12 protein-coding genes are annotated in these 14,881 nt (G+C 42.2%); 6 read left to right on the top strand and 6 right to left on the bottom strand.

Annotated elements, in window-relative coordinates; genetic code table 11:
- Window positions 1-31: 31 nt before the first annotated feature.
- Window positions 32-2,503, top strand: coding sequence for a penicillin acylase family protein (locus tag ACXACS_RS13855; RefSeq protein ID WP_474807395.1), 2,472 nt, complete (start codon window positions 32-34; stop codon window positions 2,501-2,503).
- The gene (gene ybaK / locus ACXACS_RS13860; RefSeq protein WP_474807397.1) at window positions 2,500-2,970 is read left to right on the top strand and encodes a Cys-tRNA(Pro) deacylase; all 471 of its coding nucleotides are present in this window, start codon (window positions 2,500-2,502) and stop codon (window positions 2,968-2,970) included. The genes ACXACS_RS13855 and ybaK overlap by 4 nt, the downstream gene beginning before the upstream one ends.
- On the opposite strand, the gene ACXACS_RS13865 is transcribed toward ybaK, so the two are convergent.
- The 5 genes from ACXACS_RS13865 to pheS form a co-directional block, all read right to left on the bottom strand.
- Window positions 2,923-3,177, bottom strand: coding sequence for a hypothetical protein (locus tag ACXACS_RS13865; RefSeq protein WP_474807399.1), 255 nt, complete (start codon window positions 3,175-3,177; stop codon window positions 2,923-2,925). The genes ybaK and ACXACS_RS13865 overlap by 48 nt on opposite strands.
- 61 nt (window positions 3,178-3,238) lie before the next feature.
- The gene (locus tag ACXACS_RS13870) at window positions 3,239-3,784 is read right to left on the bottom strand and encodes a hypothetical protein (protein ID WP_474807401.1); all 546 of its coding nucleotides are present in this window, start codon (window positions 3,782-3,784) and stop codon (window positions 3,239-3,241) included.
- A 113-nt stretch (window positions 3,785-3,897) separates the two neighbouring features.
- Window positions 3,898-4,197: an integration host factor subunit alpha gene (gene ihfA, locus ACXACS_RS13875; RefSeq protein WP_012518129.1), complete on the bottom strand. Its 300-nt coding sequence runs from the start codon at window positions 4,195-4,197 to the stop codon at window positions 3,898-3,900.
- A gap of 3 nt (window positions 4,198-4,200) precedes the next feature.
- Complete coding sequence (pheT, locus tag ACXACS_RS13880; RefSeq protein WP_474807404.1) at window positions 4,201-6,588, bottom strand: phenylalanine--tRNA ligase subunit beta; 2,388 nt, start codon at window positions 6,586-6,588, stop codon at window positions 4,201-4,203.
- Between the two features lie 14 nt (window positions 6,589-6,602).
- Entirely contained in the window at window positions 6,603-7,583 is a 981-nt protein-coding gene (gene pheS / locus ACXACS_RS13885) for a phenylalanine--tRNA ligase subunit alpha (RefSeq protein ID WP_015066912.1), read from the bottom strand.
- 277 nt (window positions 7,584-7,860) lie between these two features.
- On the opposite strand from pheS, the gene ACXACS_RS13890 reads away from it, so the two are divergent.
- The 4 genes from ACXACS_RS13890 to ACXACS_RS13905 all read left to right on the top strand — a co-directional run bounded on the left by ACXACS_RS13890 (window position 7,861) and on the right by ACXACS_RS13905 (window position 13,556).
- Window positions 7,861-8,673, top strand: a complete 813-nt coding sequence (locus ACXACS_RS13890) for a hypothetical protein (protein ID WP_474807406.1) — start codon at window positions 7,861-7,863, stop codon at window positions 8,671-8,673.
- A gap of 167 nt (window positions 8,674-8,840) precedes the next feature.
- Entirely contained in the window at window positions 8,841-10,697 is a 1,857-nt protein-coding gene (locus ACXACS_RS13895; protein ID WP_474807408.1) for an acyltransferase family protein, read from the top strand.
- Between the two features lie 21 nt (window positions 10,698-10,718).
- The gene (locus tag ACXACS_RS13900; protein ID WP_474807410.1) at window positions 10,719-12,557 is read left to right on the top strand and encodes an acyltransferase family protein; all 1,839 of its coding nucleotides are present in this window, start codon (window positions 10,719-10,721) and stop codon (window positions 12,555-12,557) included.
- Window positions 12,558-12,704: 147 nt separating this feature from the next.
- Window positions 12,705-13,556: a glycosyltransferase gene (locus tag ACXACS_RS13905; protein WP_474807412.1), complete on the top strand. Its 852-nt coding sequence runs from the start codon at window positions 12,705-12,707 to the stop codon at window positions 13,554-13,556.
- A gap of 73 nt (window positions 13,557-13,629) precedes the next feature.
- Here the strand turns inward: ACXACS_RS13905 and ACXACS_RS13910 are convergent, their stop codons facing one another.
- The gene (locus tag ACXACS_RS13910) at window positions 13,630-14,727 is read right to left on the bottom strand and encodes a glycosyltransferase (protein ID WP_474807414.1); all 1,098 of its coding nucleotides are present in this window, start codon (window positions 14,725-14,727) and stop codon (window positions 13,630-13,632) included.
- Between the last annotated feature and the right edge of the window lie 154 nt (window positions 14,728-14,881).

Here is a 14,881-nt window from a genome sequence, read left to right on the forward strand (position 1 = left end):
TTAGGATAGAGAAAAATAGGGAGTTTTACACGTGATAAATTGGTTCAAGTGGTTGGTTTTAAGTGTTTTAACACTGCTTCTAATAGCGGCTTTGGGACTTTATATATTGCTTCGGCTAAGCTTACCCGCACTTGATGGCAATAGTGCCACCTATCACGTAAACGCACCCACCAAGTTAAGCCGCGACAGCTTAGGTCATGCCGTCGTTAACGCCGACGACATTTTCGATGCTGCCTACGCTTTAGGTTTTGCTCACGCACAAGACCGGTTCTTTCAAATGGACTTACAACGTCGCGCTGCTTCGGGAAGTTTGTCGCAATGGGTGGGCGATGTAGCCCTAGACATTGATAAGAACGCCCGCTTTCACCAATTCGAAAAACGAGCAAAAGCCGTATTCAAGAACCTGCCTTCAACACAACAGGAATTGTTAGTACGCTATGCTCACGGTGTTAATGACGCACTAGATGAATACACCTTACCGCCGTTTGAATACCTGGCCGCAGGCGTTGAAATAAAGCAATGGCAACCCACCGACAGTATTCTAGTTATTTACAGTATGTATTTAGACTTACAAGGTACGCAAGTAGAACTAGATTTAGCGAGAGAAGCACTACTTTCAATTTTCGGAAATGATATATATAGCTTTATTACCCAGCCAAGTAACTATCAAGCAGCGTTAGACGCCAGCGAAATCCCGTTACTTGAGGCTGAAATACCAGACTACCCTGCTACCCTTCGTACAGATACCACTGCACCAGCTAGTAGTATTGACGAGCCCGCTGAACAGCGCTCGGAAATCAAAACCGTTGAGCCTATAAGCGACAATCAAAGTGAAGATTCTGCATCTATCGAATTTTCACACAATAAATATGGCACATCTAAACCTACACCAGATAAAAACAACAACACTGCTATTGCTCGTGCCCAATATAACGGCACTGAGCTTCCCGACATTGGCAGTAACAATTGGGCGGTTACAGGAAACTACACAGCAACAGGTGGAGGCCTTTTAGCGAACGATATGCACCTGGGTTTGCGTGTGCCCATTATTTGGTATCGCGCCCAGCTTAACTACCAAGAATCGGGTAACAAGGTGCAGGTAACTGGTGTTTCTTTACCAGGCATTCCTGGAATAGTGGTGGGTACCAACGGTCATATTGCGTGGGGTTTCACTAACGCAAATCTAGATAATGTGGACTGGATTGAATTAGAGGAAACAACGCCTACCGATACTGTAACAGAGCGTATTCCCCTGCCCGATGGCGAACATGAATACACATTTGAAGTAAGCGAATACGGCCCGGTAAAAGAACTCAACGGCAAACGGTACGCGCTGAACTGGGTCGCGCATCATCCCTTTGCTGCTAATTTGGGTATCATAAATTTTGGCGCCGCAAAAAATGTTCAAAAAGCGATTACTATAGGCAAGCGCATTGCCATTCCTACACAGAACTTAGTTGTTGTAGATGAAACTGGCAACGCTGCGTGGCTTCCTGGCGGCGCGGTTATGGATAGGCAAACGGCGTCGTTCACCGCTATAAAACAGCAAGATGCAATAGAACCAAAGCGCGCTACACAACTTCCAATGTTATTAAACCCTGAAATGGGAAGAATATGGACAGCCAATGCCAGGGTAATATCATCTGACGACTTCAAAGTCTGGGGCGACGGTGGCTATGCCCTTGGCGCTCGCGGGCAACAAATAAGAGACAGGCTTTTCGAAAAAGACACCTTCAGTGAAACCGACTTTTACGCTATTCAGCTAGATAATCACGCCCGCTTCCTCATTCCATGGCAGCACCTATTGTACGGCTTGCTTAACATGCAAGACATTGAGTTCAAACCAGACCTTGCTTATTTAAACGCGTGGAAAGAATGCGCATGTGAAGATTCAGTGGGCTACACCCTAGTTAAGCATTTTAGGCGCGAGGTAATACAAACACTGTTTGGTGGCATGCTTTCTCACTTAGACCAACAAGGTGTAAACAGCCGTACTCTGCTTAGGGGTATTGAGCCTGCCACTTGGCAGCTTATTCATAGCCAGCCTGGTTCCTGGCTGCCTACCGACACTGAAAGTTTCGACGAGTTATTGGTAGATGCTTACCGCCGAGCCAAACACAAATTATTAGATAAGTATTCTCCGGTAGAAGCTAACATGGAAACCTTAGCCTGGGGTAAGGTCAACGCTTTATCTGTAGAGCACCCTTTCGCTAGTCAAATTCCATTAGTAGGAAGCATGTTAAATATGCAGCAAGTAGAAGGCTTTGGCGATACCTACATGCCTGCGGTTCAAGCGCCTAGCTTTGGTGCTTCTGAGCGATTCTTTGTGAGCCCTGGTCATTTAGAAGATGCCATTTTAACCTTACCTGGTGGGCAGAGCGGACACCCGCTGTCAGATTTTTTTACAGCAGGTTTTAACGACTATGCCACCCATGCGGCAACGCCCCTACTACCCGGCGAACCTATACACAGTCGAACATTCTATAAAAAAGAGGTTGAATGACACCTGCAATCACACTACTTACCAAAAAGCGTATAGCCCATAAGGTATTAAAGTATGACCACGATGCAAATGCAGCATCCTATGGGCTAGAAGCGGTCGAAAAGCTAAACCTAGACGCCGATACTGTATTTAAAACCTTAGTGGTGAGTACAGACACCAACAAACTGGCTGTTGCTGTAGTACCGGTAAACACCAAGCTAAGCGAAAAGAAAATGGCGAAAGCATTAGGTGTGAAAAAGGTAGAAATGGCGCAGGCAAACGCGGTAATGGTTGCCACAGGCTATGTGTTAGGTGGGGTAAGTCCTTTAGGGCAAAAAAAGCGCTTAGCAAGCGTTATTCATAAAAGCGCTGAAAATCTGCAAACTATGCACGTAAGTGCGGGAAAGCGAGGGTTAGAAGTGGCCCTTTCCCCTGCCGATTTAGCTTCGCTGACCGGTGCTCAATTTGCTGATATTTCGGTTGCTTGACTCATATTGTTGTTCCATTACAGGTGTGGATTGATGTGGTAACACGATAACGCTGTCACACTTATCACATACGCCAACCAAAACCTTTTTAACCACACCCGTACCATCACTGAAAGGAACATCTCTTAATCGAAATTTCGCATTTTCAAATGATTGACACTTGTTACATGCCGCTTTTTGCGACTCGCCTACTTTGAAAATTTTCATAACTTTTCCTCAATGATGAATGCTAATAAATAGCCATCTTGGTTGGTAAATTTACGACTACCTAATTACCCGCCTGCGCTAACCACTGCTTTCGCGCTTCTTCAAGCGCTGTTTCGTCAGGCTGTTCGTTGCCCGAAATAGCTACAGCAATTTGCTGAATAATGTCATCGCGCTTTTTAATCAACGCATCAGTGCGAGGGAATAGATCTTTAGCTTCAGGATATTCCGCCTTCAGCGATTCAACGTCTTCTAAGGCATAATAGCGCGCTTCAAAGGCTTCGTTATACAACTGACGTTTAGCATTAAATACCACGTAGTCTTTGGCTGTCTCTGAATTAAGGTAATCCATATCCTCTGAAGATAAATTAGCGGCCTGCCCCACTTCACGGGCTTGAGCCATCCATGAATCTACAGCTTCGGCATTGCCCTCTTTAACAGCTTGCTTTACGCCTGCCTGCAAATCGCTGGCGTGAAGAATTTCCATCACTGTAATAAGCGGAACTTGTGCTGCGGTCTGGTCTCGATTGTCTGCATCTAGCGACAAATAAGCGAACCAAGCGAAGATAGCGGCAATAATAATAGCAAGAACGACAAGTGCTTTTTTCACACTTTCCTCCAAAGACATGCATATAGAAATCAGTGCGGGTGCACTGTAAAAAAGAAGCAATACAAAAAGAGCGAGAGATCTCGCTCTTTTTCAGTATTGTAACGACCTAAAGATTATTGGTCGACAGGCTCTGAGTTTTCAACTCGGCTTTTCAGTTTTTGACCCGGGCGGAATGTAACCACGCGGCGCGCTTTAATTGGAATGTCTTCACCGGTTTTAGGATTACGGCCAGGACGTTCGTTTTTATCACGCAAGTCAAAGTTACCAAAACCCGACAGTTTTACTTGCTCACCAGATTCCAGAGCGCCTTTAATCTCTTCGAAAAAAAGCTCTACCAGATCCTTCGCATCACGCTTGTTAATGCCTAGTTTCTCGAATAGGTGTTCAGCCATCTCGGCTTTGGTCAATGCCATAGTTTACTCTCTTAACGCGGCCCCAAACTCAGATTCCAGACCTTTAACCACAGTATCTACAGCTTGCTGAATCTCAGCTTCTTCCAAGGTTTTATCCGGATCTTGTAAATGAAGTGACAAAGCAAGGCTCTTATAGCCAGGCTCAATTCCCTTGCCTTTGTACTCATCGAACAAGTTTAGAGCAACTAGTTGATTTACGCCAATATTTTCTATGTAAGAAAGCACATTTCCTACACGCACTTCATCTTTAACCGTAATAGCAATATCACGGCGATTCGATGGGAAGCGCGATACTGGTACGGCTGACGGTAATTTGCGATCGGTAATGGCATCTACCACTAGTTCGAACACAAATACGCGGCCGTTAACACCAAGCAATTTAGTAAACTGCGGGTGTATAGCACCAATATAGCCAACTTCTTCATCATTAAGCAAAATTTTTGCCGTCATACCAGGGTGCAACGCACTATGTTGCCCTGTAACGAACTGGAACTCACCGGTTTTACCGGTAAGTGCCAACAACGCCTCAACGTCAGCTTTCGCATCGAAGAAATCAACCGGGCTGTCGCCCAAGTCCCAATGTTCTTCATTACGACGCCCTGCTACTACACCACCAATTACTTGCTGTTGCAATACACCATTAGGCGCATCTTGTTGAGGAATAAAGCGTAATCCGGTTTCAAACATGCGAACACGTTGTTGCTGACGCTTCTGATTATAAGCAGTAGCACCTAGCAAACCCGGCCATAAACTTACGCGCATTACCGACATATCAGATGAAATTGGGTGTGGTAACACCATGCCTTTCACGTCTGGGAATAATGCGTTTTGAATTTTAGGGTCAACAAACGAGTAAGTAATCGCTTCATTGTAGCCACGGCTAAGAAGCAACGACTTCATAGTGTTTAGCGGCAACTTAGCTTCTTGCGAAGGTAGCATTGCCAGCGTAGCTTTTGGCGCCACGTTTGGAATGTTGTTGTAGCCGTAAACGCGGGCAATTTCTTCAATCAAATCTTCTTCAATTGAAATATCGAAACGATAGCTTGGCGCAACCGCTTCCCAGCCTGCTTCGGTCTGAGTTACGTCTAAACCAAGGCGATTAAGCATTTCCGTTACTTTCTCATCATCAATGCTAATGCCTAGTACACGAGCTAAACGTTCACGACGAAGCGTAACCGTTGCCTGCTTAGGTAGCTTGTCTTCAGCCACAGCTTCAACAACAGGGCCAGCTTCACCACCACAAATTTCAAGTACTAGTGCAGTAGCACGTTCCATGGCTTTACGCTGAAGTAGCGGGTCTACACCACGCTCATAGCGGTGTGAGGCATCGGTATGCAAACCGTACTGACGGGCACGGCCCATAATGGCATCACGGCTAAAGAATGCACTTTCAAGCAAAATGTCTTGGGTTTCAGTAGTTACACCAGAGTGTAGGCCACCGAAAATACCCGCTATGGCTAGCGCTTTGTTGTCATCAGCAATAACTAACGTATTGCTTTGCAGCTTAGCTTCGGTTTCATCAAGTAGCGTAAGGGCTTCGCCTTCATTCGCCATACGTACGTTAATGTTGCCTTCAATGCTGGCAAGGTTAAACGCGTGCATTGGCTGGCCAAGCTCTAGCAATACAAAGTTAGTCACATCTACAATGGGGTCGATACTGCGAATACCGCAACGACGAAGCTTTTCAACTAACCACAGTGGCGATGCTGCTTTAACATTTACGCCTTTAACTACACGGCCTAAATAACGTGGGCATGCGTCATCCGCACTTAGCGTAATTGATAATTTGTCATCAATAGTTGCGTCTACCGCAGCTACTTCAGGCTCGCACACGTCAAGGTTATTAAGCACGCCTACTTCACGGGCAATACCGCGAATACCCAAACAATCTGCACGGTTTGGTGTTAGATCTACTTCAATAGCGTTGTCATCAAGACCAAGGTAATCGCGAATGTCTGCGCCAATAGGTGCATCGGCTGGAAGCTCGATAATACCGTCGTGGTCGTCGCTAATACCTAGCTCAGAGAAACTACATAGCATACCGAATGACGGCTCGCCGCGAAGCTTCGCTTTCTTAATTTTAAAATCGCCTGGCAATACAGCACCAACAACCGCTACCGCTACTTTAATGCCCTGACGACAGTTAGGTGCACCACAAACGATATCTAGTAGTTCATCGCCACCTACGTTAATTTTAGTTACGCGCAGTTTATCGGCATTCGGGTGCTGACCGCACTCAACTACTTCACCTACTAACACGCCTTTAAAATCGCCTGCTACTGGCTCAACGCCGTCTACTTCTAGGCCAGCCATGCTCAACTGTTCAGACAGCTCATGTGCCGACAGCGACGGGTTAACCCACTCTCTTAACCATTTTTCACTGAATTTCATGTGTACTCTCTGCCTTAGTTGAACTGCTTAAGGAAACGAAGATCGTTTTCAAAGAACGCGCGCAAGTCGTTAACACCGTAACGAAGCATAGTTAAGCGCTCTACGCCCATACCAAAGGCAAAACCTGTGTACTCTTCTGGGTCGATACCCACAGCTTTAAGTACATTTGGGTGCACCATGCCACAGCCTAGCACTTCAAGCCACTGGCCGTTTTTACCCATCACGTCTACTTCAGCTGAAGGCTCGGTAAACGGGAAGTAAGACGGACGGAAGCGAATTTCTAGCGACTCTTCAAAGAAGTGATGTAAGAAGTCGTGCAAAATACCTTTAAGGTCGGTAAAGCTAACGTTCTTATCAACCATCAAACCTTCCACCTGGTGGAACATTGGCGTGTGAGTTTGATCGTAGTCGTTACGATACACGCGCCCTGGCGAGATAATACGCAATGGCGGCTTTTCCGCTTCCATAGTACGAATTTGAACACCAGAGGTTTGCGTACGAAGCATCATGTCTGGGTTAAAATAAAAGGTATCGTGATCGGCACGCGCTGGGTGATTCGCAGGAATGTTCAGTGCGTCGAAATTGTGAAAACCATCTTCAATTTCAGGGCCGGTCTTAACTGAAAAACCAAGCTCACCAAAGAAAGATTCAATACGCGCAATTGTGCGGCTAACCGGGTGCAAGTTACCTGGCTTTTCTGTGCGACCAGGCAAAGTTACATCAATGGCTTCTTCGGCTAGCTTTTTGTTAAGCTCTTCAGTGCGTAAAAACTCACCTTTTGCAGAAATAGCTTGCTGAATAACCTGCTTAGCTTGGTTAATCTTTTGGCCCGCGGCAGGACGTTCTTCGTTCGATAACTTTCCAAGCCCTTTAAGTAAGTCGGTAAGTTTACCTTTCTTACCCATGAATTCGACCCTAACTTGGTCTAATGTGGCTGCATCTTGTGCAGCGTCAATCTGGCTTTGTGCCTGATTGATAATAGCGTCAAGCTCCATGTTTTCCTCAATTTACATGATGACTGCATGGCCAAAGCATAGGAAGAATTATTCTGTGCGCTAAGGCTTGCCTGAAATAAAAGCGGTAGTTTACACGAGTGACAGACATTACCGCTACCCTATATAGCTGATAATGGCGAAATTTTGTGGGTTTTAAACTGGCGACGGTAGAACTTACAACTTTATTTGAAACACGTGCGATATAACAAAGAAGTTCTAGCAACGTATTTACTAGTAGACTAAAGTATATTTTTTGAGCAACCATTTAGGCTACTTTATGAATATCTCCTATCGTCAACTGCTAAGTAGTATTGCTTTCATCTTCGCAAGCTTTTCGGTAAACAGTGCAATTGTAACTTATAACTTCAACGGGTTTGTTTCAGAAGTCGAAAACTCGGCACAAGAGTTTTTTAATCCATTTAGCTTACTGGGTGAACAGGTAACGGGTTCTTTCACGTTAGACACTTCAGCGCCCATCCGGGGAAGACTTGAGACAAGCTATTACTGGTGGTCTGTACATGATAACGACCGCCCAGCAATGACATCTAGTATTAGTTTCGGTGATATGTTCTTTAAACTAAACAACGAAGGGGTTTACTTAGAAGAATATGATGAATATTACCCCGAGGAAATGTTAGAAATGTACGATGGACCAACTTATGACGATGGCTACATTGGCGATGGTATATCGCTTAAAGATTACGCTAGAAAAACTACTCTCTTCTCAAATGGAAGCTTAGCAAAAACGTTGCACCTCAGTTTCGGCTTTCGTGATTTGATTAATGACTTTTTTCAATTTGATGAAGACACCTTATTGCGAGATGAAATGCCTGATTTCACATCTCCAGTTTCATGGTTCGATAACGACCTCAATACAGATACCCAAAGAGGTGGCGGTTCACTTAGACTAGTAAAGCGCATTGATGACGAGAATACGGGAGTTACTTATCCTGTGGATTCTACCGTTAGATTTGCTTTAACAAGCGTGGAAACGGTTAAGGTTAGTTCGCCGAATATGACTTTTAGCTTCTATTTGTTTGTCGTTTTTCTTTTATGGAGGAAAGTAGATAAGCAAAACTTTTTAATTTGATTCTTTACTGTCAAGACGGTTTGATACTCCATTCTGCTAGAAGACGCTAATCATACTGCCATCTAAAAAGCTCGACTATCAAAGTTTCTTATAAGACAATATTGTAATTCGAAAGTACCTTACGTACCTGGCCTTAACAGTATCGAACCGCATAAGAAACAAATAAAATGAAATTTAGGGAAGATATCAACGCATTGCGTGCCATCGCAGTTGCTTCAGTAGTCGTTTTTCACTTCAATCACAGTTGGTTGCCTGGCGGCTTCGCAGGTGTAGATGTCTTTTTTGTTATTTCAGGCTTTCTTATGACAATGATCGTTGTGAAAGGCTTGGAAAAAGAAAATTTCTCAATTCTATCATTTTACAATGCTAGAGTAAGAAGAATCATACCAGCCTTATCTGTTCTCTGCTTTGCCCTCTTGGTGTTCGGTTTATTTTTCATTCATCCGATAGACTATTTGAACTTAGGCAAACACGCAGCAGCAAGTTTATCTTTCGTATCAAACATGGTTTACTGGTCGGAATCTAACTATTTCAACCCTTCATCAAATGAAAAATGGCTGTTACATACTTGGAGCCTCTCGGTAGAGTGGCAATTTTATCTCATCTACCCTTTGGTTTTAGTTTTCTTAAATAAAGTTCTTTCGCTTCGACAGTTAAGGCTCGTTATACTTTGCGGAACTATTCTAGCTTTCTTGTTTTCTGCTTTCGTGACCGTTAAGTCGAGTAGCGCAGCATACTTTCTGCTACCGACTAGAGCATGGCAAATGTTGGCTGGGGGGTTAGTGTTTCTCTACCCTTTTAACATTAGAGATAGTTTTAGACATCCATTACAACTAACCGGCTTCGTTCTAATAATAAGCTCTTTCTTCATATTCACTTCGTCTACACCTTGGCCGGGATATGCTTCGCTATTGCCAATTGTTGGTGCGGCCATTGTATTAATTGCTAACAATAACTCTAAACTTGTAAGCAACAACATTACCCATTTACTAGGGAAATGGTCTTACTCTATTTATTTATGGCATTGGCCCATAGTTGTGGCAGGATATTATTTTGAGTTGGGTCCGAATTGGTGGGTAGTTGGTATACCACTATCCGTTTTACTCGGTGCTTTGAGTTTTACTTATATCGAATCTAAAACGCTAAAAGATTACCACTTGGACAATTTTAAAGTGCTTTTACGCCCCTTGCCATTCACAATTGTAGTTGCTCTAAGTGGCATGGCTATTTTTCATACTAACGGGCTTTTGCTACGTTTGCCACCAAGTGAACAAATGTTGGTTAAATCGGCTTTAGAAGCTAAAGAGGACTGGAATTATCCTGAACCCAATATGGAAGTCGCTGGTTTGAAAGTAAGGTTTATTGAAGGTAATTCTGATAAGAATATATTGGTCATGGGCGCAAGTCACATAGAACAAATCTATCCTTATGTTGAAAGCTTAAATAACGAGTTTAACATCTATTTTCTCACGAGAAGTGGATGTTTTGTTACACCTTCAATGATAAATCCAAAGTGGTCCTGCAGTAATCTACAAGACTATCAAAAACTGGTCAATAAAGTAAAATTTCACCGTGCTCTTACTTCATTTTACAATTTTGATTCATACCTACCTGACGAAGGGGAAGACCGAAAGCTCAGCAAACAGTTGAGAATCAAAGAGTTTGACGATTTTTTATCATCTTTAAAGCGTTCTATACCAGAAGTTTTTCTTATAACTGGAGAGCCAAAAGGGCTCGCATTCGATCCTATCATTAGTCTTCGTAATAATTTACCTAACGTAATTTCTGCAACTTCGGTACGTAATAAGTATTCTGAACATGTCAGAGCATTGGGTCTTTTAAAAAATATACGCGACATCAAAGTTATCGATCCCATCAAGTATTTATGTAACGACGGATTGTGTAAAACTCGAAATACTGAGAAGGGGTTTTATTATCGTGATGATAATCATATGCGACCGTGGTACTCCATAGAGTACAATAAATATTTAGAAATCGTCTTTAGTCAAAATTCAAGCTTGTAGTCGTTTAATAGAGTTACTTAAATGGAAAACAAAAAATTTCGGACCGATATTCAGGGTCTACGCGCGTTAGCGGTACTAAGTGTAGTTATCTATCATATCAGCCCAAAACATTTGATCGGTGGTTTTATCGGTGTCGATATATTTTTTGTTATATCTGGCTATCTTATTATCGGCCAAATCTGTCAGAAACTCGAAAGTCACAAATTCAGTTTAGTTAACTTCTATGCTAAGCGTTTCAAGCGCCTGTTTCCTGCATATATGGTTGTAGTAACGATTACCTCTTTCTTCGCATTCGTGTATTTCCTCCCAAGCGAATTCTCGGCTTATGCTAGTAGCTTAGTGTACTCCTCTTTTTACTTATCTAACTTTTATTTTTATTCCAAATCAGGGTATTTCGACTCTGAACTTCAAGGGAATCCGTTATTACATACTTGGTCACTTTCTGTGGAAGAACAGTTTTACGCTGTAATGCCATTCATATTGATATTCTGCTTCACAAAATTTAAAAAGTATAAATATATAGGCTTAATAAGTATCGGTTTTACTAGTTTTTTTGCGAGCTTGATATTGTCACAGACGGACATCAATTTTGCGTTTTTTTCTCCATTTACACGTTTTTGGCAGTTTATAGCTGGGGGATTTGCGGCTATTTATTTAACTCGCGTTACGCTTAATGCAGTTGTACGAGAAGCTATCAATGCGTTTAGCCTTTTCACTTTAATAGCTTGTATTTTATTTATGGGACACGATGATTTTCCAGGGACAAAAGTAATTATACCAACTCTAGCAACAACCTTGTTTCTTGGCTTATCTACACCAAATAGTATTACTTACAAATTGACATCCATACACATTGCAAAGTTCTTTGGCAATATATCGTATTCCCTTTACTTATGGCATTGGCCAGTAATCATTTTTTACCCGTTGATATTGCAGCAAGAGGCAACCCAACTTCATAAGCTATACATTCTTTGCATTTCTATAACTCTTGGTACTATCGGCTACTATTGGGTAGAAGAGCGTTTTAGGCGAGGTAAAAGCACCCCACTCAATGTAGGGTTAACAACTGCTGTATTAACGTTAGCACTCACTTTGACAGTTTGGAGAATTCAGCCAGTACATAACTCTTTGTTCTCAACTGAGCAAAAAAAACTTGAAAGCTATTTGTCATACGAAACGCCTCACTTTAGAGCAGAGACTTGCTTTTTAACGACCAAGTCAAATGGCGTAGAAGATTTTGATAAAGATGGTTGTCTTCAATCTACTAGCAGTAAAGAAAATATTGTATTAATTGGTGATAGCCACGCCGCACATTGGTTTTCTTCACTTAACAAAGCCGTATCCCCCAGTCAGTCACTCAGCCAAATTACTGCTAGTGGTTGTAAGCCGACAAGAAGAAGTTCTGGCGAAAAGCGTTGTGTCGAGTTAATAGAATGGGCATATGATGACGTTCTATTCAAGAACAAATTCTCAAAAGTTATTATTTCCGCACGTTGGCTAGAGAAAGATATCCCGAAACTAATACAAAGTGTCGAACTTTTGGGTTCTCGAGGATTAGACGTTATTGTCATGGGTCCAGTCGTAGAGTATTTTCAACCACTACCGAGAATTTTGGCAATCTCAGATGATTCTTCAGATATCTCCAAGAATAGTAACTTTCACAAAGTCGAAAAGATTGACGCTAAAATTCATAGAGAAGTGACAAAAGTAGGTGCCAAATATTTTTCAACGCTTAAAGCTATGTGCTCCAGCCCAACGGAATGCCTGTCTCAGGTGGATGGAGTGCCCGCACAATTTGATTATGGGCACTTAACCGAAGCAGGAGCGCAAAAGGTACTCGAAAAATTCAAGTACTTGTAACCGAAATTGGCTATTTTAACTATCGTATATAAATAACGTAACCTAAAAAGATTCTCATTTTTGGTTAGCTTTTTGCTTAATATGTCTTAGTAAGCGAAATATAAAAACATTTTTTAATTACCTCTTCAAAATCGTCATGGAATAAAGATGCAGAAAACAGTTTCCGTTGTAATCACAACACACAATCGCCCCGACTACTTAAAGGAATCACTCGCTGCAGTATTGAAACAAACTGTTATGCCAAAAGAAGTGTTCGTTATTGATGATGGCTCGTCAGTAAGCTATGAAGAAGTATTATCTCTCTTTCCAAGTGAGCAATTTACTTACGTTAAAGTTCCAGTGGCATCAGGTGCTAACGCGGCACGTAATTTAGGTATATCTAAGTCAACATCAGATATTATTGCTTTCTTAGATGACGATGACGTGTGGGACAACGACTATCTTGAACAACATATTGCAGTGCACCAACACGCCGATGCAGTAACTTGCGGCTATCGGTTTCTTGAAACACCGGATAAAATTCACATCAACGAAACTGAAGTTATCACTACAGATGTGATCAAAAAAGGTAATAAATTCTGCGGAATGAGTGGTGTTACGTGCAAGGCATCATTAGCTAAAAAGCTGATGTTTGATGAAGAACTAAAGAACAGCCAGGATTGGGATTTCTTTGTTCGTATTACGTTAGAAGACGCTGTTTTCAGAAACATACCTAAAGATATTTATTTCTATCGCAGAGGTCACTTTAGCATTTCTACCGAAGTAGCCAATATGCCACTAGAAAAAGTCTTCCCAAGGCTTAAGGCATTTAAAAAACATAAGGCGCTATTAGGTAAAGAAGCTTATAACGACCGTGTTGCTAATCAAATTCTTAGTCAAATTGGAAAGAAAAATAATAAGCTGGGCTGGATTGGATTGTCTGTAAGAGAAGCTGGCTTAGTAGCCACCGCAAAAGTTATATTAGGAAAAGACAGGCTTCGTCGGAAGTTCGGCAAGTAGCTTGAATAGTTTAAACTACTGTGTGCGCTGTTGACAAAATTTACAGCGCACTTTTTATATCAGCACAAGAGCGTTATAGGCTGTTTATTACCTCTGCATAGCGTTCTGCCACACTCTCCCAACTAAAATCGGCTGCTTGCTCTATCGGCGCATTGGCCCAGTCGGTTGATAATGTAGTGGCTATGGCAGCAGCGTATTCTTCAATGTTTTCAACATCACAAACTAGCCCAGCTTTACCTATTAGTGTTCTACGCATGGAGTCATCAGTAGCTACAACAGGTAACCCACTTGCCATTGCCTCTAGGTACACTCGCCCAAAAGGCTCGTCTTCAGATGGCAATGTAAATGCATCTACTGAACGATAAACATTAGGAATATCAGCGAAGTCGACTTTAACGATTTTAAAGCGTTGTGAACCTAACTTTTGAATACAAAGTTCGTTAAAGTACTGTACATCTGGGCCGTCACCACAAATAAGCAATGAAACATCGTTCAGCTGGCTTACTGCCTCGATGGCTAGATGTATACGCTTGTGATTTTGCCTATTTAACGCCCCCACAGTTAACAACACTTTGCCCTGTAAACCATGCTCATATTTCTCGCCTTGTGGGCTGAATTTAGCTAGATTCACACCGTTTGGGATGATTTCCACCCGTTGTTCTGGTGCTATAGAATGAACATATTCTTTGGTTTCTTGGTTAAACACCACTAAGCAGTCGGGCTTAAATTTTAAATTGCGACGTAACACTTTACCGTTCGATACCATCCCTGCCCTTTCGGTATAAAGAATAGGCGTTTTGAATAGCTTTCTAATTACTGCTGCTACTGCCAAGCCCCCATAATCATTATTGGGGTAAATGACATCACATCGCTTAAAAATTAAATATGGCGTGTATGTTAGGAAGCTAGTTAGCGACTCGATAAGCAAAGATGGATTAGAAACAAAGCGCGTTAGCAACCAATCAATGGTTTTATTGCGCTGGGCTTTTTTCACCTTCCCTCTGGGAATACAGGGAATAACTACACTGTACTCGCTACATTTAGATGAGCTTAAAAGCTTTACGTCAAAAAATGCGGCAAGATGTTCCGCCATTTCATACGCACTGAGCTGAGATCCGCCGCTGGATGAAAACCCTGCCTCAGGGTGAATAACGGCTACTTTTTTCTTCATAAAATTTCCATTTTAGTGCATAGAAGCAATTGCTTTGTCCGGTATCCTTGTTAAGTATACCAAATTGTCTTTAAAGATTATTCTTGTAATAGTCGAGTTAGTAATAAACTGTCACTTATATTCAATTTTCAAATATTTAGATTAAGCAATTTAG

The sequence above is a fragment of the Alteromonas sp. AWM4_230 genome, assembly GCF_056158305.1.